Source organism: Rhodoplanes azumiensis (assembly GCF_042682915.1).
Lineage (GTDB): Bacteria > Pseudomonadota > Alphaproteobacteria > Rhizobiales > Xanthobacteraceae > Rhodoplanes > Rhodoplanes azumiensis.
In genome coordinates, this window is the sequence record NZ_JBHUIW010000022.1 from 85,526 (window position 1) to 105,291 (window position 19,766).

Annotated in this window: 20 protein-coding genes and 1 riboswitch; of the genes, 1 reads left to right on the forward strand and 19 read right to left on the reverse strand. The window is 71.0% G+C overall.

The window, feature by feature from the left end:
- Positions 1-94: 94 nt before the first annotated feature.
- Positions 95-874 (reverse strand): ABC transporter ATP-binding protein, encoded by a 780-nt coding sequence (locus ACFSOX_RS17770; protein WP_378479151.1) that lies wholly within the window; start codon positions 872-874, stop codon positions 95-97.
- Complete coding sequence (locus ACFSOX_RS17775) at positions 871-1,857, reverse strand: FecCD family ABC transporter permease (protein WP_378479152.1); 987 nt, start codon at positions 1,855-1,857, stop codon at positions 871-873. The genes ACFSOX_RS17770 and ACFSOX_RS17775 overlap by 4 nt, the downstream gene beginning before the upstream one ends.
- Positions 1,858-2,033: 176 nt before the next feature.
- Positions 2,034-2,241, reverse strand: a riboswitch (cobalamin riboswitch).
- A 308-nt stretch (positions 2,242-2,549) separates the two neighbouring features.
- On the opposite strand from ACFSOX_RS17775, the gene cbiB reads away from it, so the two are divergent.
- Entirely contained in the window at positions 2,550-3,530 is a 981-nt protein-coding gene (gene cbiB / locus ACFSOX_RS17780) for an adenosylcobinamide-phosphate synthase CbiB (protein WP_378479153.1), read from the forward strand.
- Positions 3,531-3,558: 28 nt separating this feature from the next.
- On the opposite strand, the gene ACFSOX_RS17785 is transcribed toward cbiB, so the two are convergent.
- The 17 genes from ACFSOX_RS17785 to ACFSOX_RS17865 all read right to left on the reverse strand — a co-directional run bounded on the left by ACFSOX_RS17785 (position 3,559) and on the right by ACFSOX_RS17865 (position 19,402).
- Positions 3,559-4,602 (reverse strand): beta/alpha barrel domain-containing protein, encoded by a 1,044-nt coding sequence (locus ACFSOX_RS17785; protein ID WP_378479154.1) that lies wholly within the window; start codon positions 4,600-4,602, stop codon positions 3,559-3,561.
- Between the two features lie 182 nt (positions 4,603-4,784).
- Positions 4,785-5,444 (reverse strand): DUF2478 domain-containing protein, encoded by a 660-nt coding sequence (locus ACFSOX_RS17790; protein ID WP_378479155.1) that lies wholly within the window; start codon positions 5,442-5,444, stop codon positions 4,785-4,787.
- A gap of 151 nt (positions 5,445-5,595) precedes the next feature.
- On the reverse strand, positions 5,596-6,048 hold the full coding sequence (locus ACFSOX_RS17795; RefSeq protein ID WP_378479156.1) for a flavodoxin domain-containing protein: 453 nt from the start codon (positions 6,046-6,048) through the stop codon (positions 5,596-5,598).
- Positions 6,049-6,051: 3 nt separating this feature from the next.
- Entirely contained in the window at positions 6,052-7,341 is a 1,290-nt protein-coding gene (locus ACFSOX_RS17800; RefSeq protein ID WP_378479157.1) for an FAD-dependent oxidoreductase, read from the reverse strand.
- On the reverse strand, positions 7,338-8,846 hold the full coding sequence (locus tag ACFSOX_RS17805; RefSeq protein WP_378479158.1) for an aldehyde dehydrogenase: 1,509 nt from the start codon (positions 8,844-8,846) through the stop codon (positions 7,338-7,340). Before ACFSOX_RS17805 ends, ACFSOX_RS17800 begins: the two co-directional genes overlap by 4 nt.
- 34 nt (positions 8,847-8,880) lie before the next feature.
- Positions 8,881-10,572: a thiamine pyrophosphate-binding protein gene (locus ACFSOX_RS17810; protein WP_378479159.1), complete on the reverse strand. Its 1,692-nt coding sequence runs from the start codon at positions 10,570-10,572 to the stop codon at positions 8,881-8,883.
- An 11-nt stretch (positions 10,573-10,583) separates the two neighbouring features.
- Complete coding sequence (locus tag ACFSOX_RS17815) at positions 10,584-11,372, reverse strand: SDR family oxidoreductase (protein WP_378479160.1); 789 nt, start codon at positions 11,370-11,372, stop codon at positions 10,584-10,586.
- A gap of 4 nt (positions 11,373-11,376) precedes the next feature.
- Entirely contained in the window at positions 11,377-12,285 is a 909-nt protein-coding gene (locus ACFSOX_RS17820) for a VOC family protein (RefSeq protein WP_378479161.1), read from the reverse strand.
- Positions 12,282-13,130: an IclR family transcriptional regulator gene (locus ACFSOX_RS17825; protein WP_378479162.1), complete on the reverse strand. Its 849-nt coding sequence runs from the start codon at positions 13,128-13,130 to the stop codon at positions 12,282-12,284. The genes ACFSOX_RS17820 and ACFSOX_RS17825 overlap by 4 nt, the downstream gene beginning before the upstream one ends.
- On the reverse strand, positions 13,127-13,999 hold the full coding sequence (locus ACFSOX_RS17830) for an alpha/beta fold hydrolase (RefSeq protein ID WP_378479163.1): 873 nt from the start codon (positions 13,997-13,999) through the stop codon (positions 13,127-13,129). Before ACFSOX_RS17830 ends, ACFSOX_RS17825 begins: the two co-directional genes overlap by 4 nt.
- Positions 13,996-14,739: an SDR family oxidoreductase gene (locus ACFSOX_RS17835; protein WP_378479164.1), complete on the reverse strand. Its 744-nt coding sequence runs from the start codon at positions 14,737-14,739 to the stop codon at positions 13,996-13,998. Before ACFSOX_RS17835 ends, ACFSOX_RS17830 begins: the two co-directional genes overlap by 4 nt.
- 33 nt (positions 14,740-14,772) lie before the next feature.
- Positions 14,773-15,816, reverse strand: a complete 1,044-nt coding sequence (locus tag ACFSOX_RS17840) for a Rieske 2Fe-2S domain-containing protein (RefSeq protein ID WP_378479165.1) — start codon at positions 15,814-15,816, stop codon at positions 14,773-14,775.
- A 41-nt stretch (positions 15,817-15,857) separates the two neighbouring features.
- On the reverse strand, positions 15,858-16,409 hold the full coding sequence (locus ACFSOX_RS17845; protein ID WP_378479166.1) for a cupin domain-containing protein: 552 nt from the start codon (positions 16,407-16,409) through the stop codon (positions 15,858-15,860).
- A 30-nt stretch (positions 16,410-16,439) separates the two neighbouring features.
- A complete protein-coding gene (locus ACFSOX_RS17850) occupies positions 16,440-17,282 on the reverse strand; it encodes an ABC transporter permease (RefSeq protein ID WP_378479167.1) in 843 nt (280 codons plus the stop codon).
- A 14-nt stretch (positions 17,283-17,296) separates the two neighbouring features.
- A complete protein-coding gene (locus ACFSOX_RS17855; RefSeq protein WP_378479168.1) occupies positions 17,297-18,292 on the reverse strand; it encodes an ABC transporter substrate-binding protein in 996 nt (331 codons plus the stop codon).
- An 80-nt stretch (positions 18,293-18,372) separates the two neighbouring features.
- Entirely contained in the window at positions 18,373-19,152 is a 780-nt protein-coding gene (locus ACFSOX_RS17860; RefSeq protein ID WP_378479169.1) for an ABC transporter ATP-binding protein, read from the reverse strand.
- Positions 19,136-19,402 (reverse strand): recombinase-like helix-turn-helix domain-containing protein, encoded by a 267-nt coding sequence (locus tag ACFSOX_RS17865; RefSeq protein WP_378479170.1) that lies wholly within the window; start codon positions 19,400-19,402, stop codon positions 19,136-19,138. Before ACFSOX_RS17865 ends, ACFSOX_RS17860 begins: the two co-directional genes overlap by 17 nt.
- Positions 19,403-19,766: the final 364 nt, after the last annotated feature.

The following is a 19,766-nucleotide window of genomic DNA, read 5'->3' on the forward strand; positions in this document are numbered from 1 at the left end:
CTCCCCTCCCCCCATTCGCCCTTGCGATTGTCGGGGAGGGGTCGGGGGTGGGGGGAAAGCCACGACGACATACGCCGATGTCCGAGCAGCAGCATCACACCGCCGACCATGGCACCACGACGGGCTGGTCGGCGGCGCCGCCGCGCCAGGCGGTGATGCGGAACACCTCGGCGAGCGGGTCTTCGCCGAGCGCCTCCTCGGGCGTGCCGTCGATCACCAGGCGGCCGGCGGCGAGCACCAGCACGCGATCGGCGAAGCGCGCCGCGAGGCCGAGATCGTGCGTCACGACGACGACGAGCGCGCCGGCGCGCGCCGTGCGTTGCAGGAGGCCAAGCACCTCGAGCTGATAATAGGGATCGAGCGAGGCGACCGGCTCGTCGGCCAGCACCACGGGCGCCTCGACGGCCAGCATGCGGGCGAGCGCGACGCGGCTCTTCTCGCCGCCGGACAATTCGGTGACGGGGCGGTCGGCGAGCGCATCGAGATCGGCGATCCGCATGGCGCGCGCCACCGCCTCGGCGTCGCCGCGCGACAGCCGCGCCGGATCGACGGCGCCGTGCGGATAACGTCCGAGCGCGACGACGTCGCGCACCGGCAGCGGCCAGTGCACCACATGCCCCTGCGGCAGATACGCGAATCGCTTCGCGCGTTCGCGCGGCGCCAACGACGTCACGGCCTCGCCGCCGACCGTCAGACCGCCGCGTGACGGCAGAAGGCCGGCGAGCGCGCGAAGCAGCGTCGTCTTGCCGGCGCCGTTGGGGCCGACCAGCGCGATCAGCTGTCCGCGCGAAGCCGTCAGAGAGACGCCCGCGATCACGTCGCGTCCGCCGACCGCGACGGTCAGCTCCTCGGCGGCCAGATAGGGGGCGGTCACGACACGCCTCCGCCGAGCGAACGGCGCTCCCGCACGATCAGCCACAGGAAGAACGGCACGCCGATCAGCGCAGTGAGCACGCCGACCCGCACGCTGGTGGTGGCCGGCAGCAGCCGCACCGCGATGTCGGCGGCGGTGAGCAGCGCGGCGCCGAGCAGCGCGCTCGGCACCAGCAGGCGGGCCGGATCCGGGCCGACCAGCGGGCGGGCGAGATGCGGCCCGACGAGGCCGATGAAGCCGATCGTGCCCGACACGGCGACCGAGCCGCCGACCCCGAGCGCGACGCCGAGAATCACGAGAAGCCGCGTGCGGGCGACGTCGACGCCGAGGCTCGCGGCCGTCTCCTCGCCGAGGCTCAGCACCCGGAACGCATGGCGCTGCGACAGCAGCAGCGCGCCGCCGGCGAGCACGAAGGGCAGCGCCAGCGCCACGTGTCGCTGGCTGCGATCCTCCAGCGAGCCGAGCAGCCAGAACGTGATCTCCAGCGCCGCGAACGGATTTTTCGCGAGATTCATGGTCAGCGCCGTGCCGGCCCCGGCCAGCGCCGAGAGCGCGAGCCCGGCGAGGATCAGCAGCAGCAGGCTCGCATTGCGGCCGGCGACGGCCAGCAGCACGAACACCGAGACGAAGGCGGCCGCGATGGCGGCGAGCGGCAGCGCGAAGGAGAGCACGTCGGCGAGCCCGGTGGCGATCACCAGCACGGCCCCGAAAGCCGCCGCCTGGGGCGCGCCGAACAGCTCCGGCGCGGCGAGCGGGTTGCGCAGCAGTCCCTGCAGGGCGGCGCCGGCGAGACCCAGCACGGCGCCGACCGCGACGCCGAGGATCGCCCGCGGCAGCCGGATCTCCTGGACGATGATGCGGCTCTCCTCGCTGCCGCCGCCGAACAACGCGGTCGCGACCTCGGCGGGCGACAGCCGCACCGAGCCGAGGCCGAGCGACAGCAGCACCAGCACGACGACGAGCGCGAAAAGCGCGAGGATCACCGACGCACGGCGGCGCGATGCGTCGCGTGCCGAATCATCGCCTGCCGAATCGTCGCGTGCCGAATTGTCTCGTGCAATGTCGCGGGCGCGGTCCCGCTCCGCGAGCGGGTCGGCGACGGCGGTGCGGGCCGCGTCGGACAGCTTCAAGGGAAATCCTCCGTCGACCCACCGTCGACCGAACGTGCCTGTCGCCGGCCGGTCTCCTGGCTCGCGGATCGGATTTCGTCCGCCTTCCCGGCCGCTGCGGCCAGTGGCGTTCGGACGAGGAGCTCCGCTCACAGTTGCGGGGGCAGCCGCGGTTTCGGACACTCTCGGATCGGAGGGCGTCCTTACCGTGTTCCCGTTTCACCTCCGGGTGGAGGCACCGACGACATCGGCGTTAAACCACGGCGGGCATTCGGGCACAAGGACGGGGAGCCGCGTGGTTCGTTCCCTCTCCCCGCAGGCGGGGAGAGGGTGGCTCGCCGCGCAGCGGCGAGTCGGGTGAGGGGGCGCCTCCGCAAAGCAGAGACTCGCGTGAGCCCGGACTCGCGGCGACGCCCCCTCACCCGACATCTGCGCCACAGGCGCAGATGTCGACCTCTCCCCGCGCGCGGGGAGAGGTGAGACAGGGCCTCCCGTGACCTTCGCCGAAGACCGGTGTATGCCGCGCCCGCAATGACCGCCGCGGCTGCGCGGCCCCGGATGCCGCGATGCTCGACGTTCACGACCGCCTCCTCGTTCTCGTTGTCGCCGCCGTGCTGGAGGCGTGGGTCGCCTATCCGGCTGTCGTGTTCAAGGCGATCGGCCATCCGGTGTCGTGGATCGGCGCGCTGATCGCGCGGCTCGACCAGACGCTCAACCGGCCGGCCTGGCCCGACGCGGTGCGGCGCGGGGCCGGCGTTCTCACGGTCCTGGTTCTGCTCGCCGTCACGATCACGGCCGGCGCCGGGCTCGGCGGGCTCGCCGCGGCGACCCGGCCGGTCGGCCTGGTGATCGCCGTGATCGCGGTCGCGGTGCTGATCGCCGCCGGCAGTCTCGACCGTCACGTGCGGGCGGTCGCCGACGCCCTCGACTCCGAAGGTCTCTCGGGCGGCCGCCGCGAGGTCGCAAAAATCGTCGGGCGCGATCCGGCGACGCTCGACGAGGCCGCGGTATGTCGCGCCGCCATCGAGAGCCTGGCGGAGAACGCTTCCGACGGCGTGACGGCGCCGGCCTTCTGGTTCCTGGCCGCCGGACTGCCCGGCATGCTGGCCTACAAGGCGATCAACACGGCCGACTCGATGATCGGCCACAAGACCGCACGGCACCGCGCCTTCGGCTGGGCGGCGGCGCGGCTCGACGATCTCGTCAACCTGCCGGCCTCGCGCCTGACCGGGCTGATGCTGGTCGGGGCCGCATTCGTCGTGCCGGGCGCCTCCTGGCGCAGGGCGTGGACCGCGCTGCGCCGCGACGCCGGCCGGCACACCTCGCCGAACGCCGGCTGGCCCGAGGCGGCGATGGCGGGCGCGCTCGGCCTGCGGCTCGCCGGCCCGCGCGTCTACGGCGGCGCGCGCGTGGAGGCTGCCTGGATGGGCGACGGCCGCGCCGAGGCGACGCCGGCCGACATCCGCCGCGCCCTCGTGCTGTTCCGGGTGGCTTTCGGCGGGACCGCGGCGCTGCTCGGCGCCGTCGCGCTCGCGCTGGCGATCTGATCACGTCGCCGGCGGACCGTTGGACTCGTCACGCCGGCACGTAGCGGCGCCAGTTGTCGGCCCGCAGCGGCATCTCGGCGAACGTCTTGCGGCTGTCGGCGGAACGCCCGATCAGATCACGCGCACTCACGTCCTTGCGGTCCAGATATGCGGCGAATTCGGCGAGCGATTCGGAAAGAACCTCGAAGCCGCGCAGCATCACGGCGGACGACATCGCCACGGCGCTGGCGCCGGCCAGCATCATGCGCGCGATGTCGAGCCCGCTCTGCGCCCCGTTGGTGCCGATCAGCGGCGCCTGCGGTCCGAGCTTCGCGCGGGAGAGCGCCAGCCACTGGCAGGTGAGCGGCAGGTTCCAGTGCCCGCCGACGCCAAGCGTGGTGCCGAGCATCGGCTCGAACGTCTCGACGTCCGGAATCAGGCCGAGCGACCGGCCGGCCATCACCACGGCCTCGCCGCCGGCCGCGAGGGCGGCCGCCGCGAGCTCCGGGACGCGCTCGCTCTGGCCCGTGATCTTGATCCACAGCGGGATCGTCACGGCGGCCCGCACGGCCGTGACGATCGTGGTGATGCGGGCCGGATCGAGCTCGGTCGCGACTGCGCCGGGCGCCTGGCTCGCATAGGGCGTGCCGATGTTCAGCTCGAGCACCCGCAGGCCCGCCGCTTCGACCTGCCGGGCCATGGCGACGCAGGCGTGGAGATCGGCGAGGATCAGGCTCGCCACCGCATAAGAGTCGACCGCCCTCGCCTCGCGGTCCAGCATCGCGGTCTGCTCGAGCCACACCTCGAAGGAGAGCGGCGACAGGCCGGACCGGCAGGCGATGTAGGCGTGCGCCGGCGCGTCCTTGGTCCAGGGGAGCGGCCGCCAATGGTCGTCGAGGACCATGTACTCGGCGCATTGGAGCTGGCGGCGCGCCGCCTGCGACTCGTTGGTGGACTTCACCACCACGGCGCCGACCCCGGCGGAGAGCGCGCGGCGCACCCCCTCCGGCTCGATCAGGTGCTCGGCCGATCCGGCGATCAGCGGGTTCTTCAACGTCACCCGTCCGATCGCCGTGCGCAGACGCTCGCTCATCCGGCTCCCCGTTCGCTTCCAGTTGTTCGCGATCACAAAACGACGCGAACCATCATAAGCGAACGGCAGGCGGCTGGAAACCGGCCGAACCCGAGGAAGCGGGCCAGTCTTCGGATTCGGTGGCGCGTTCCGTATTCGCGAACAGTCGTCCGGCGATGGCGACGCCTTCGCTTGCGGACGTGTCAGGCGGCCAGGTCACGGGTCGCGCGCCGCTCGGTCCACCACGCCTCCAGCGCGCCGAGGTCGGCGGGCAGCATCAAGGCGAGATCGCCGGCGAACACGGCCCAGGCCTCCTCGGCCTTCGGGGTGACCACGCAGGCGACCGGCACGCCGGCCGCGACCGCCGCCTGGAACGCCGCCGTCAGCCCGCCGCGCTCCGCCTCCTGACCGCCGAAGCGGCTGAGGACGACGAGATCGACGCCGGCGGCGATCTGCCGCTCCACGCCGGCGCAGGCGCGCGCGAGACCCGAGGTGTCGAGATTGCAGGCCTCCGAGCCGGGCCCGAGATCCTGATGGGTGCCGATCACCTCGCCGGACGCGAGGTCGCGCAGCGCGCCGCCGCAGCCGCAAGCCTCGCCGCCGTGTCCGCCGTGACCATGGCCCCCATGCGCGTGCCCGCCGTGGCTGTGCGGGCCGCCGCGCGTCGTGCCGTCCGGCGCCGGCGCGACGACGAGGCCGGCGACCGAAAGCCCCTCGGCCATGCGGGCCTGGGCGAAGGCGATCAGCACGTCGGAGGCCCCGGTACCGGGGCCGCCGCGGATCGCCGCGATCAGGGGGAACGCGCCGGTCGCGGCGGGCGCCGCCGTCGGCATCCCGCGGGGGGGAGAAGAATCCGTGCACATCGGGCCGTCCTCGCCGGGCGTGATCCTGAAGCCTGTCGGGCGCAGGATACCATCGACCCGTCGCTGCACAACCCGTAGGCCTGCCCAAGATTTTGTCACGCGCGGCGGGGAGCTCGTCCACAGGAGCCTCGGACGGCAGATGTCCGAAGGGTCACACGGACTCGGCGGCCACCAAAACCTCGTCGAGCCAACGGCCGGCGACGTCCTCGGCGAGCTCCTTGCCCGAAGCGTCGTGCAGGCCGCGCGGCGCCACGGCGCGGGCGCCGAGGCTTTCCAGCAGCTCCTGGAACGTGCGGCCACCGAAGTTGAAGGTCTCGGCATACTGACTGTCGCCGAGCCCGAACACGGCGAAGCGTTTTCCCGAAAGCGACGGCCGCGCCGCCGCGAGCGCGGCGTGGAACGGCTTCGCCGAGGCCGGCAGTTCGCCGTCCCCGTAAGTCGAGGTGACGATCAAGAACAGCGCATCGGTGTCGAACACCGAGGGATCGGCGCCGTCCATGTTGACCGTGCTCACGGCATGCTCGGCGGAGAGGCGCGCGGCCAGATCCTCGGCCAGCATCTCGGCGTTTCCGGTCTCGGTCCCGTAGAGAATCACGATGGTCATGGGTCAGGCCGCGCGATGGACGTGGACGATCATGTCGGAGGTGGAGCAGAGCTTCAAGCGCGCCCGGCCGGGCGGCGCCGCCGCCGTCTCGGCGGCCTCGATGTGTTTCCAATGCGCATAGGACACCGGCGTCACGCCGGCGGCCGCGATGCGAGCGAGGAGGCCGGCGCGCCCCGCACGGGCGGCAGGCATCGGCTCGGCGGTCGCCGGTGCGGCCGCGACCGCGTCGGCCAACAGCTTGGCGTCGCGCCGCGCCTCCGGGATCGTGCCGACGGCGCCGCCACGGAACCAGCCGACCGCGAACAGCCGCTCGCCGATCCGGTGCGGCAGCGCGCCCGCGCCGTCGCCGGCCGGCAGGCTCGCCGCATCGATCAGCCTCGCGCGAGACTCGCAACCGAAGCCGATCGCCGTGACGATGCTGCTCGCCGGAAGACTCAGGATCGCTCCATCCGCGCTCCTGAACCGCACCGCCTCCACGGCGCCCGCCGCGTCGCCGATGATCTCCTCGGGCGTGCACCCGAACCGGAACCGCACGACGCGGCGAGCGTCGGCGGGGCCTGCGCCATGGATCACCTTCAGGGCCGTGAGCCGCGCGGCCGCCTCGGCCGGCGCATCGGCATCGAGATCGCCGTGCACCTCCACGCGGGCGCAGGCGAGATGCGCCATCTCCTTGATCAGCGCCGGGTCGAACCGGCAGGCCGACGCCGAGCCCCGGCCGACCACGTCGATGGTCTCGATGCCGCAGGCGTCGAGCGCCGCGGCACGGGTCGGATCGAAATCGCTACCGGAGAACTCGTCCGGCGTCTTCGCCAGCAGGCGGGCGATGTCGAGCGCCACATTGCCCGCGCCGACGACGACGACGTTACGCCCGAGAGCCGGCGGCGTCGCGCCCTCGCTCGGATGGCTGTTGATCCAGCGCGTCAGCGCACCGCTCGTGATCACGCCGGCGAGCGTCTCGCCCGGCACGCCGAGCCGGCGATCGACCGACAGTCCCGCCGCCAGCACCACGGCGTCGTAGAGCCCGAGCAGTGCCGACAGCGACACCTCGCGGCCGATCTCGACATTACCGTGAAAAGCGACGCCGTCGCGCTCGAACAGCCGCTCGAACTGCCGCGTCACCGCCTTGGTGCCCTGATGGTCGGGTGCCACGCCGTAGCGGATCAGCCCGTGCGGCACGGGGAGCTTCTCGATCACGTCGATGACCGCCCCCGGCACCGCCTTCAGCAGCGCCTGGGCCGAGAACAGGCCGGACGGGCCGGCGCCGACGACCGCGATCTGACGAGGTCCGCTCATGCTCCGCCTCCGAGGACCGACGCGGCCCAGGGATGCGGCCGCTCGCTCGTGTCGAGGTACCACGATTTCTGCGTCATGTAGGCGCGCAGGCCGTCGCGGCCCTTCTCACGACCCAGACCCGAGTCCTTCACGCCGCCGAACGGCGTCGCGACGGAGAACTGCTTGTAGGTGTTCACCCAGACGGTGCCGGCCTTGATCGACGCCCCCACACGGCGCGCCCGCAGGAGATCACGCGTCCAGATCCCGCAGGCGAGTCCGAAGTCGCTGTCGTCGGCGATCGCCACGGCCTCCGCCTCGTCGTCGAACGGCATCACGATCAGGACCGGACCGAAGATCTCCTCGCGACAGATGCGGGCGCCGTTGCTCACGTCGGCCAGGATGGTGGGCGCGTAATAGATGCCCTGATCGTAGACGTCGCCACGCGGCGGCGCGCCGCCGGAGAGCAGGGTCGCCCCCTCCTCCAGGCCGATCCTCACATAGTCCGCGACGCTGTCGCGGTGGTCGTCGTGGATCAGCGGCGCGACTTGCGTCGCCGGATCGAACGGATGACCGACGACGAGCCGCTCGGTCGCGGCGACCAGCCGCCCGACGAATCGATCGTAGATCGAGCGTTGGACCAGCAGCCGCGAGCCGGCGATGCAGGACTGGCCGCTCGACGAGAAGATGCCGAACAGCACGCCGGCGATCGCGACGTCGAGATCGGCGTCGGCGAACACGATGGTCGCCGACTTGCCGCCGAGCTCGAGCGACACCGGCATCATCTTGTCGGCGGCCTTGCGGGCGATGCCGCGGCCGACCTCGGTGCCGCCCGTGAACGACACCTTGCCGATCGCCGGATGCCCGACGAGCAGATCACCGACCACGCTGCCGGATCCCGGCAGCACGGAGAACAGGCCCTTCGGAAGCCCCGCCGCCTCGACGATGCGGGCGAGCTCGAGCGAGACGAGCGGGCTCCACGACGCGGGCTTCAACAGCACGGCATTGCCGGCGGCGAGCGCCGGCGCGACCTTCTGGGCGTCGCTGGCGATCGGCGAGTTCCACGGCGTGATCGCCGCGACGACGCCGATCGGCTCGTGCGCCGAGACCGAGAGATAGTCGCCGCGCGACGGTGTGAGGGCATCTTCGGCGGTCTCCAGCACGGCCGCGAAGTAGCGGAACGTGCCGGCGGCGCTGAGCGCCAGCGCCTTGGTCTCCTTCAGGGTCTTGCCGGTGTCGCGGCTCTGGATGTGCGCGATACGGTCGGCACCGTCGGCGATTCCCTGCGCGATCCGATACAGATAGGTCGCGCGCTCGTGCGCCTTCAGGCTCCGCCACGCCGGATCGCGCTGCGCCGCCTCGGCGCGGTCGATCGCCTCCAGCACGTCCTCGCGCGAGGCGCCGTGCAGCACGCGGTTGAGGCTGCGGTCGGCCGGGAAGATCGACGTGATCTCGGCGCCGCGACCCGGGCGCCATTCGCCGCCGACATAGAGGAGATCGGGCGGCATCTTGTCGTCGGCGATCAGCATCTCGTCTTCGCCTCTTTGGATCCGGACGTCCCGATCACGCGCCGCCGCCGGCCGCGCCGGCGGGCGGACCGCCGAACGGCTCGGCGAACGGGCCGATCGCCGTCATGTCGACCTCGAGCAGGACCGGCCCCTTGGTCTCCAGCGCGCGGGCGAAGGTCGGCTCGAACGCCTCGACGGCGGCGACCCGCACATGAGCGAGACCGATCGACGCCGCGAAGGCGCCGAAGTCGGGCGTGCGCAGCTTGCTGTAGCCGTAGCGGCTGCCGTATTGCGCATCCTGGATGTTGCGGATGACCTGGTAGCTCTTGTCGTTCATCAGCACGAAGACGACGTCGCTCTCCTCCTCGACGGCGGTCAGCAGCTCGGAGAGGTTGAGCATCGCGCCGCCGTCGCCGACCAACGCCACGGTCTTGGCGTCCGGCGAGGCGCAGGCGGCACCGACCGCCATGGCGATGCCCATGCCGATGCCGCCGCCGAGCGCGTGGACGCCGAGATGCGGCGCGCCGATCGCGACGTAGCGGTTTCCGAAGGTCGAGTTGGCGATGGTCACGTCGCGCACGAACGGATGCAGGCCGGGACCGACCCGCGCCAGCATGGCGTCGGCGATCACCTGATAAGGTCCGAGCCGGGCGCGCAGCGCCCCTTCGGAGCGGGCGCGGGCGACGCTCACCTCGTAACCGAAGCCCGGATCGACATCGAGCGTCCCGGGAAGCCGCGCCAGAAGCCCCTCCAGCACCAGGCGCGCGTCCGCCGCGACGCCGAGATCGACCGCGTAGTTGCGGCCGATGCGGCTCGCATCGGCGTCGACCTGGACGAGCGGCGACGGCAGCTCCAACGCGCCGTCGCGAGTCTCGTTGCCGCGCAGCCGCGAGCCGACGACGATCATCAGATCGGCGCGGCGGTAGACGGCCTGCGCCTCCGGCGTCATGTTGAAGGCACCGAGGCTGCGCGCGTGTCCCTCCGGCACCACGGCGCGGCCGTTGGTGGAGGTGACGACGCAGAAGCCGCGCTCGACCAGCACGGTCGCCGCCTCGCTCGCCCCGCGGGCGCCGCCGCCGAGCCACAGCATCGGGCGCTTCGCCGCCTTCACCAGCGCCGCGAGCTGATCGAGCTCGCCGTCGCTCGGCGCCGTCCGCGGAATGTTGAGCGAGACCCGCTTCGGAATGCGGGCGAGGGCGCGCTGGATGTCGACCGGCAGCTCCACGCTGACCGGGCCGGAGGGGGCGGCGAGCGCCGCCGTCGCGGCGGCCTTCAGCACGCCGAGCGCGCCGTTCGCGTCCCACACCCGAAAATAGTTCTTGGAGATCGCCTTCAGCATGTCGGGCTGGCGGGGCACGTCGTGAATGGCGGCGCGGTCGCGATCCGCCCACGGACTGTCGACCTGGGTCGTGATGTGCAGCACCGGCGCGCCGGCGGTGAGCGCCTCGACCTGCGAGCCGGCCGCGTTCGCCGCCGCCGTGCCGGTCGACGTGATCACGACGCCGAGCGAGCCCGAGACGCGCGCATAGGCGTCCGCCATGCTCATCGCGCCCGCCTCGCCGCGCGCCGGAACGAAGCGGATGCGACGCTGGCGGAAGATCGCATCGAGGATCGGCATGTTGTGGATGGAGATCACGCCGAACACGGTGCGAACGCCGATCTCGGCCAGGAACCGCGCGACGAGATCGCCGACCGGCTCCTCGGCGAGGCTCTCCTCGATGCGCGACAGCGGCAGCGAAATGGTCATGCTGGGGGATCCTAGATGAAACGCGAGACGCCGCCCGAAACCTCGAGCTGGCTGCCGGTGACGTAGCTCGCCGCAGGAGAGCCGAGGAACAGGATGGCGCGGGCCGCCTCCTCCGGATCGCCGAGGCGGCCGAGCGGGATGCCTTTCTCGCGCGCCAACGTCGAGAACCAGGTTTCGCGCGACACCGTCGGGCCCGAGGCCTCGTAACGCCGCTGCCACTGGCCGGAGTCGACGAGGCCGATCAGAATCGCGTTGACGCGGATACGCGGCGCGAACTCGCGAGCGAGCGACTTGAGAAGGCTCTGCACGCCCGCCCGCGCCGCCGAGGTACAGACCATGTGGGGTTCCGGCTGATAGGCGAGCAGCGAGTTGACACCGACGATCGCCGGCGCCTCGCTCGCGTCGAGCAGCGGCCGGAACGCGCGGATCGGATGAATCTGGCTGAAGAACTTCAGCTCCAGCTCGTTCCGCCAGTCGTCGTCCGAGGTGTCCGCGAAGGTCGAGACCCGCCCCTGCCCGGCATTGTTGACGAGCAGATCACAGCGGCCCCGCCAGTCCCGCATGAGCTGCGCGAACGCCTCCACCTCGGCCTTGACCAGCACGTCGCAGCGCTGCGCGAGCAGCCGGTGTGCGCCGTATCTCTCCGACAGCCCGGCTGCGGCCGCGGCGAGCCGCGCCGCATCGCGCCCGCACAGCGCGACGTCCGCCCCCTCGTCGAGCAGCAGGCGGCAGGCGGCGAGGCCGATCCCGGAAGAACCTCCGGTGACGACGGCGACGCGACCCGACAGGCCGAGATCCATGCGATCAGCTCCGCCCCGGGAAGCCGACGTCGGGACGCCCCTGCATGACGGCGCGCATCGCCGGGGTCGGCGGGCCGGCCGTCATCCACACGTCCATCTTCTCGGGCACGTCGCGCGGCCACACCTGCGGCTCGTGCGTCGCTTCGTCGATCTGCTGCACCTCGGTGGTGAACTCGATGACGAAGCCCGACGGCGAGACGAAATAGGCGAACGGGTTGTTGCCCGGCCCGTGGCGGCCCGGCCCCCAGGCCGGCGCCTGGCCGAGCGTCTTCATGCGTCCGATGCCGCGCATGAAGGAATCGATGTTCGGCATCTCGAAAGCGACGTGATTGACGCTCGGATAGGTGCTCTGGTTCAGCGCGATCGAGTGATGATCGGCGGCGATGCGCAGGAACACCATCTGGGCGGCCGAGTAGTCGCTGATCCGCATGCCGAGCATGTCGATGTAGAAGTCGCGGGTGCGCTCCATCTGCGGCGTGTTGAGCACGACATGCGTCACCTTGCGGGGCTTGGCGACGTCGTCCTCGGTGTCGTCGTGCTGGGCCACGCCGGTGACGAAGCGCAGCCGGCGTCTGTCCGGATCGAGCGCCATGAAGCCGTAACCGCCGCCCGGCGTCGTCGCCGCGGCCGGCGCGCCGAGCACGTCGACGCCCTTCGCCACGAGCTCGCCGTGCAGGCGTTCGACATTCTCGCGGCTCGCCACCGCGAAGTTGACGTAGTCGACGCCGAACACGTCGTCGTCGCGCAAAGAATAGATGTACTGCTCGGGCCCGGTGCCGCGGAAGTACAGCGTGCCGTTCTCCTGCGCGATCGGCACCAGCCCCCAATTCTTCACGTAGAAATCGCGGGTCGCGGTCGCGCCGGTGGCGCGCATCGCGATGCCGCGCATGTGGCTGATCAGGCCGCTCGTCATGCGGTTCTCCTCCTCGTCGTCGGCGCCGCCGGCGTGGCCGGCTTCGCCACGTGGCCGAGACGCTTCGAGATCTCGTCTGCGGCGGCCCGCACCGCCTCGCCGATGCGGCTGCGGCGTCCGGGCTCCGCGGAAAACACCTGCGCCGGGCCGGTGACGTTGACGGCGGCGACCGGCTCGCCGGTGCGATCGAAGATCGGCCCCGCGAACGACGAGACGCCGGAGACATAGTGGCTCTCGCTCCAGGCGAGCCCCGCGGCGCGGTCGGCCGCGAGCATCGCCTTGAATGCGTCGAGCGTGCGCGGCGAGTGCTTCGAGTACGCCGTGAAGGTGAGGTCGCCGAACACGCGGTCGATCTTCTCGTCCGGCCAGAACGCCACGATGATGCGCCCGAGCGTCGTCGCATAGGCCGGCACGCGGCTTCCGACATGGATGTTGCTGGCGAGCGGGACATTCGGCACCTGCCGCACCAGATAGAGCGCATCGGTGCCGTCGAGCACGCCGACATGCGCCGAGAGGCCGACCGACTCGGCGAGATGCGTGACGACCGGCATCGCCGTCTGCACCAGATCCTGCGAGTAGGACGCGCCCGCCGCGATGCCGACCAGCCCGAGACCGATGCGGTAGCCGTCGCCTTGCGGGCGGCGCTCGATGAAGCGCTCGGCCTCGAGCGTCTGGAGGAGCCGCATCAGCGTGGTGCGGTTGATGGCGAGGGCGCGCGCCGTGCGGCTCATGTTGGTGACCGGATCGCCCTCCGCGATGGCACGCAGGAGGCGGATCGCCCGCTCGACCGGCGGCACGCCGACCGCGGCCGGGACGGTGCTCGCGTGCTCGAGACGATCGTTCATGGCGCCTCTCCGTCGCTGCCGGGATGCGCCGCGAGGCCTGCGATCAGCCCCGCCACCACGTCCGGCCGCTCCTGCGGCAGCGCGTGGCCGGCGCCGTCGACCAACACGAGATCGTCACGGATCCGCCCGGCCGGCGCGACGGCACGGGCCACCGTCGCCGACTGCGCCGGCGGCGTGATGCGGTCCTCGGCTCCGCAGGCGACCAGCACCGGACAGGTCAGCGCCGCGAGGTCGTCGAGCAACCGGCCGCAGCCGAGCATCCGGCTCGCCTGGCCGTAGCCCGGCATTCTCACGCTCGCCATCGCACGGGTGACGGCCGGCAGCACCGTGACGTCCGCCACCAGGCGCGGCGCGCGCAGTCGCGCGAACTCCTCCGGCCCGAGCCGATCGAGATCGGAAAGGCGCGCCGCGACACTCTCGGGGAGATCGCCGCCCGGAACGACGCCGTAGCCGACCGCCGGCGACAGCAGCAGCACGCCGGCGACCTGCTGCGGCTTGCTTCGCGCATACGAGGCGGCCATCAGAGCACCGAGCGAATGACCGACCACGATCGCCGGACCGCCGTCGAGCGTCGTCAGCAGCGCGGCGAGCCGCTCCGCGTAGTCCGCGGCCGACGGCCACGCCGGCGCGAGCGGAGCCGAGGTGCCGTAGCCCGGCGCGTCCCAGGCGATCACGTCGAAGCGTGCATCGAGCGCCCCCATCAAAGGAACGAACGAGGCAGCGTCGCTGCCGATGCCGTGCAGCAACACGACCGGCACGGCCGTCTCGCGCCCCGGCCGGTGCAGATAGGCGATGCCGTCGGCGCGGCCGCCGACGATCGCCGTGTTCGGCGACGCGGTCGTCTCCAGGAGGCGCGCGACGCCACTCATGTGAACACGAACCCGGCGGAGACCGGCAGCACCTGGCCGGTCAGCGGCAGGGCGCCCTCGCTGAGCAGGAAGGCGACGACGTCGACGATGTCCTCGGGCATCTGCGGCCCCGGCACGGCGCGCCCGTTCTCATACAACGCGTGGCGCTCGGCCGGCACGTAGTCGGTCGCCTCGCAGCGCATGATGCCGGGCGCCACCGCCGTGACGGCGATGCCGCGCGGCCCGAGCTCGCGGGCGAGCGAGCGGGTCATCGCCATGATGGCGCCCTTGCTGGCCGTGTAGGCGAGCAACTTCGGGGCACCCCACAGCGCCGTGTCGGAGGCGAGGTTCACGATGCGGCCGCCGCGCCCCATCAGGGGCGCGAGCGCCCGGGTCACCAGCCAGGTGCCGCGCACGTTCACGCGCTGCACCCGGTCCCACAGGTCGAGATCGATCTCGTCGAACAGCTTGCCGCCGACATTGGTGGCGATCGCTGCGTTGTTGACGAGCCCGTCGATCGTCTCGTCGGCGGCCGCGACCGCTTCGGCGAAGCGCGCGACCGATTCCGGCTCGCCCAGATCGACCGGCACGAAGCGCGCATCGACGTTGTGACGCACCAGCTCGGCCGTCGTCGCCTCGCCGGCTTCGACCAGAATGTCCGCGAGGATCAGGCGCGCACCGCGGCGGCCGCAAGCCTCCGCGATGGCACGGCCGACCCCACGGGCCGCTCCGGTGACGACGATGGTGCGTCCGTTCAGCATGCGCCCTGCCCGACCCCGGCTCGTCAGCTTCGTTCAAACCGCCGTGCGCGAAACGGCGGCGTCCTCGGCGGCGATCTGCGCCTTGGCGGCACGGGTGAGCATCTGGCGCATGCGCGAGACGCCGATGTCGTGCTGATAGAGCATCTCGCGCATGCGCGCGTCGTCCGGCATGTCCTCCAGCATCTCGCGATCCTGCTCAAGCACGTGCCAGTGCCGCTCCTCCAGCATGGCGCGATAGAGGAAGCGCCAGGCCTGGCGGGCGAGGCCGTCGATCTTGCGCATGCGCCAGAAGAACACGTAGCAGTGCGTCTCGTCGATCGGCGTGGTGAAGCCGATGATGCGGAACACGCTGCCGGGGCCCGCCGCCTTCGGATACGGGATGTCGAGACGGCAATAGGTCTGCGCCTCGGTCACCACCATGTGGGTCCAGTCGAAGTTCTCGCCCTGCTGCTGCACGCGCGAGACGATGAAACCGTCGTCGGTGCGGTCGAGCTTCATCAGATCCTGCTTGGCGCCGTAAGCGAGCGTGAAGCTCTGCGCGTGCAGGTAGCAGCCGTGCATCGGGTCGGCGAGGTTGTCGAGCGCGTAGCGGTAGTTGCAGCCCCAGCGCGACATGCACAGGAAGCCTTCCCACGCCTCGTCGAGAAACTCGACCGGCGCCTGGAACGCCGGCGCGGTCGGGCGCTCGGCGCTCGGCATGTAGACGAACACGCAATCGCGCATCTCGTGCACGGTGAAGGACTCGATGGCGCGACGGCCTTCCAGCGCGCAGTCCGGCATCGCCGGCACCTGGACGATGGTGCCGGTGCCGTCGAGGATCACGCCGTGATAACGACAGGCGATGTTGCCCTCGTGCACCTCGCCGCGCGACAGCTTGGCGCCGCGGTGCGGGCAGAAGTCCTCGAGGCACTGCACCTTGCCCGAGGCATCGCGCCACAGCACGAGATTGCGCCCCAGGATGGTGACGCCGTGCGGCCGCCCGGGCTTCACCTGCACGGACTTCGCGGCGGCGTACCACTGGCCGAGCAGGCCCTGGTTGATGCGGCGTTCGATGCGGTCCTTGAGATCCGTGGACATGTGCTGCTCCGGGACGGCGCCTGGGTCGGGTCTGCGGAAGGTCAGGTCTTCGGCCGCTTGACCTTGGACAGCGGATGGTCGTCCGGATAGGTCGGCGTCTCCGGCTTGGTCGAGCCGATGATGACCAGCATCAGCGCCTCCTCGATGCCCTCGTTGACGAGACCGCGATACATGCCGGGCGGCACCGAGATGAGATCGCGCTCGCCGAGCACCGCCTCGAAGCGCTGGCCCTGGTGCTCGACCATGAAGCGCAGCTTGCGGCCGCGCAGCACGAAGAACACCTCCTCGGCGTCGGTGTGGAGGTGCAGCGGCCCCTCGCAGCCGGCCGGCAGCACCATGGTCGAGAAGGTGAAGTGCTCGGCCGGAACGACGTTGTCGTCGTGCGCCACGCCGGTCGCGCCGGTGCCGATGTAGCGCATCTGGGCGCGGCGATACTTCGGATCGTAGTCGGCCTGGAACTTCAGCGCGTTCCAGTCGAGCTTGCGGGTGTCGTAGCGGGCGATGCGCGACTCGAGCCACTGCTCGAAGGTCTTACCCTCCGGGACGACGACGTCCTCGGGCATGATCTCGGCCATCTTCACGGGCTGGTTCATGGACCTCTCCTTCGGCTCTGCTCCGCCACGTCAGTGGCCGGCACGGGGGATGTAGTGGAGAACGCGCTTCTCGATCGCGGCGACCGCCATGTAGAGCGCGATGCCGATCACGGTCAGCAGGATGATCGCGTCGAACACCATCGCGGTGTTGGCCTGGCCCTCGCCGTAGGTGATCAGGAAGCCGAGCCCGACATTGCCGCCGACGAACTCCCCGACCGTGACGCCGATGACGGCGAGCGTCGCGCCGATGCGCAGGCCCGCCATCAAGGCCGGCATCGACGACGGAAACTCGATCTTCCAGAAGATCGCGGCACGGCTCATGTTGTAGGCGCGGGCGAGATTGACGAGATCGCGGTCGACCGTCTTCATCGACTGCAGCACGTTGACGAGGATCGGGAAGAACACGATCAGCAGCGTCACCAGGAGCTTCGGCCACGCCGTGTAGCCGAACCACATGATGAACAGCGGCGCGAAGGCGACCTTGGGGGCGATCTGCAGGGTGAGCAGATAGGGCGCGATCGCCCGCTCCCACATGGCCGAAAGGCCGAGCGCGTAGCCGAAGGCCGCGCCGAAGGCGCTGCCCAGCACGAAGCCGACGACCGACACCCACAGGGTGGCGAAGAAGTGGCGGGCGAGGTTCTCCTGCGCGATCATGCGGCCGAACTCGGCGAGACAATCGCCGAGCGTCGGGACGATGTAGCGCGGGATGCCGAGCAGCGGCGGCGCGTACTGCCAAGCGGCGAGCACGACGACGGCGATCGTCAGCGTCAGGGCGATGTCGGGCGCCATCTGGGCGAGCGAGGCGTTCGCCGCCGCGAGCCGGCGTCGCGTGCGGCCGGAGGCCGCGTCGGCGTCGAGAACGTTCACGCTCATCGGATCGCCCCCGCTCACTTGACGAACTGGTTGGTGTAGAGCTCGGCGATCGGCACGGCCGTCTGCACGATGCCGTTGTCGACGTAGAACTTCTGCACGGCGGCGATGCGCTTCGGGTCGAGCTTGCCGAGCTCGGCCGGGTCGTCGGTGCGGTACACGAGCGTGTTGTAGCGCTGCATGATGTCGAGGATCTGCGCCTCGCGGCCGGCGTGCTGCGGCACCGCCTTGACGTATTCGGCCGCCGCCTTCTTCGGGTCGGCCTGAATGTCGCGCACGGCCTTCAGGGTCGCGCGCACGAAGCCCTCCACCACCTTCGGCTTCTTGGCGATGGTCTCGTCGGAGGCGAGCAGCGCCTGCGCCATGGCGGGGAAGATCGTCGTGATCGGATAGATGTCGACGCCGATGCCGGCCTCCTCGATCGCCGCGGTCCATTCCGGCACGCCCGAGATGGCGGCGAGGTCGCCGGAGATCATCAGCTTCACCATGCCGGCCGGACCGACCGCCTCGATCGAGACGTCCTCCTTCTTGAGGCCGGCGCTGGCGAGCGCCGCGAGCGCGTTGTAGTAGGTCGTGTCCTGGAACGAGAGGACGCCGATCTTCTTGCCCTTCAGCTCGGCGAGCGACTTCACGCCGGCGTCCTTGCGCACGATGATCTGGGTGAGCGCCTGGCCGCCCAGCACCGCGACCGCCTTCACGGGCAGGCCGTTGGCGCGGACGATCACGGGCGTATCGCCGATGCCGCCGCCGAGCTCGGCATTGCCGACCGCCACCTGCTTGGCGACGTCGGCGCCGCCCTTGCCGACCTGGAACGTCACCTCGAGCCCCTCGGCCGCGTAGTAGCCGCGCGCCTGCGCGAGCTGGAACGGCGCGAAGGCCGGCAGCACGCCGGGCGCCGGGAACAGATAGGTCATCTTCTCGGCGGCCTGCGCCGCGGTGACGGCCGCCATCGCCGCGCCAGCGGCGAACAGCAGGGCCGCGCCGGCGGCCAGTCGGATCGGCAGGGAGGGCATCGGGGGTCTCCTTGATGGCCCGGCGAGGGTCTTCGGTCGCGGTCGTCAGTTTGGAGTCGCGAAGGGGTCGCTGCGACGCTTCAGGCGGCGCGCTCGGCGAGATGCAGCGTGTTGAACAGGTGGTCGATGTACTCGTGGGCGCGCGGCATTCGGCCACGGCCCATCGGATCGCCACGCCGCGGCAGGTCGATCGGAAGCTCCTCGACGAGGCGTCCCGGCCGCTCGCTCATCACGACGACCCGGTCCGACATCAGCACGGCTTCGGCAAGATCGTGGGTGATCAGCACCGTGGTGACACCTGTCGCCACAATGGTGCGGGCGAAGCTCTCCTGCAGGATCATCTTGGTCTGCGCGTCGAGCGCCGAGAACGGCTCGTCGAGCAGCACCACGTCGGGCTCGACCGCCAGCGTCCGGGCCAGCGCGGCGCGTTGGCGCATGCCGCCGGAGAGCTGGTGCGGATAGTGATGCGCGAAATCGACGAGGCGACAGCGCTCGAGCTCGCGCATCGCCCGCTCGCGCCGCTCGGCCCGCGCGATGCCGCGCGATTCGAGGCCGAACTCGACATTGGCGACGATGGTGCGCCAGGGCAGCAGCAGATCCTTCTGCAGCATGAAACCGACATGCCGGGTCGGCCCGGTGACGCGCGCGCCGCCGATCCGCACCTCGCCTTCGCTCGGTCCGTCGAGGCCGGCGACCATGTTGAGGATCGTGCTCTTGCCGCAGCCGGACGGACCGACGACGGCGACGATCTCGCCGGCGCCGACATGGAAGGTCAGCTTCTCGACGGCCGTGAACTCGTCGCGCTTGCCGACGATCGGGAAGCGTTTGGTCACGCCGATGAAGTCAAGCGCCAAAACCATGAGCCGCGTAAGCCTCGTCGAGAGATGCGTTGATGGCGGTCAGCTCGGTCTCGAGCAGATCGACGGTCCAGTGCGTCGAGCGGCTCGCCGGCGCGACGATCGCCTGCGCGGAGAGCTGCTGCGCGACCGCGGCGAAGTCGTGCGTGCCGGCGGCGAAGATGCGCTCGAGCGCGACGGCGAGTGCCGCCTCGTCGGCGGTGAGATCACGGCCACGGGATTGATGCGCGAGGTCGGAATGCGGTCTGGGCATCGGGGGGTCGCCTGTTCGCTGCCGCTCGTTCAAACCTGTTCATTATTGAACAGATCGTTCAATGCTGAATAGGCTAGGGTCGGACCCGCGACATCGTCAAGCTCAATTCAGCATCAATACGGATGCCGCAGTGCGAGTTTGTTGTGCGGCGCAATGAGTGGCGTGCGGGCACGGCCCGTTCGAGCGGGTCGCGCGCGCTGCGACGTGATCACTTCGTTGGATGCCGAAGGGTGGGGTTGGATGCCGTAGGGTGGGCAAAGGCGCGCCGCTGCCGCGTCGTGTCCACGCGGTCGTGACGAACCGAACCGGACGGCGTGGGCACGCTTCGCTTTGCCCACCCTTGTAACAGCGAGAGCGAGTATCG

Bases quoted from the DNA above. Each gene is read 5' to 3' on its own strand.
- cbiB (WP_378479153.1), top strand. From the start codon at position 2,550: ATGCTCGACGTTCACGACCGCCTCCTCGTTCTCGTTGTCGCCGCCGTG.
- ACFSOX_RS17785 (WP_378479154.1), bottom strand. From the start codon at position 4,602: ATGAGCGAGCGTCTGCGCACGGCGATCGGACGGGTGACGTTGAAGAAC.
- ACFSOX_RS17790 (WP_378479155.1), bottom strand. From the start codon at position 5,444: ATGTGCACGGATTCTTCTCCCCCCCGCGGGATGCCGACGGCGGCGCCC.
- ACFSOX_RS17795 (WP_378479156.1), bottom strand. From the start codon at position 6,048: ATGACCATCGTGATTCTCTACGGGACCGAGACCGGAAACGCCGAGATG.
- ACFSOX_RS17800 (WP_378479157.1), bottom strand. From the start codon at position 7,341: ATGAGCGGACCTCGTCAGATCGCGGTCGTCGGCGCCGGCCCGTCCGGC.
- ACFSOX_RS17805 (WP_378479158.1), bottom strand. From the start codon at position 8,846: ATGCTGATCGCCGACGACAAGATGCCGCCCGATCTCCTCTATGTCGGC.
- ACFSOX_RS17810 (WP_378479159.1), bottom strand. From the start codon at position 10,572: ATGACCATTTCGCTGCCGCTGTCGCGCATCGAGGAGAGCCTCGCCGAG.
- ACFSOX_RS17815 (WP_378479160.1), bottom strand. From the start codon at position 11,372: ATGGATCTCGGCCTGTCGGGTCGCGTCGCCGTCGTCACCGGAGGTTCT.
- ACFSOX_RS17820 (WP_378479161.1), bottom strand. From the start codon at position 12,285: ATGACGAGCGGCCTGATCAGCCACATGCGCGGCATCGCGATGCGCGCC.
- ACFSOX_RS17825 (WP_378479162.1), bottom strand. From the start codon at position 13,130: ATGAACGATCGTCTCGAGCACGCGAGCACCGTCCCGGCCGCGGTCGGC.
- ACFSOX_RS17830 (WP_378479163.1), bottom strand. From the start codon at position 13,999: ATGAGTGGCGTCGCGCGCCTCCTGGAGACGACCGCGTCGCCGAACACG.
- ACFSOX_RS17835 (WP_378479164.1), bottom strand. From the start codon at position 14,739: ATGCTGAACGGACGCACCATCGTCGTCACCGGAGCGGCCCGTGGGGTC.
- ACFSOX_RS17840 (WP_378479165.1), bottom strand. From the start codon at position 15,816: ATGTCCACGGATCTCAAGGACCGCATCGAACGCCGCATCAACCAGGGC.
- ACFSOX_RS17845 (WP_378479166.1), bottom strand. From the start codon at position 16,409: ATGAACCAGCCCGTGAAGATGGCCGAGATCATGCCCGAGGACGTCGTC.
- ACFSOX_RS17850 (WP_378479167.1), bottom strand. From the start codon at position 17,282: ATGAGCGTGAACGTTCTCGACGCCGACGCGGCCTCCGGCCGCACGCGA.
- ACFSOX_RS17855 (WP_378479168.1), bottom strand. From the start codon at position 18,292: ATGCCCTCCCTGCCGATCCGACTGGCCGCCGGCGCGGCCCTGCTGTTC.
- ACFSOX_RS17860 (WP_378479169.1), bottom strand. From the start codon at position 19,152: ATGGTTTTGGCGCTTGACTTCATCGGCGTGACCAAACGCTTCCCGATC.
- ACFSOX_RS17865 (WP_378479170.1), bottom strand. From the start codon at position 19,402: ATGCCCAGACCGCATTCCGACCTCGCGCATCAATCCCGTGGCCGTGAT.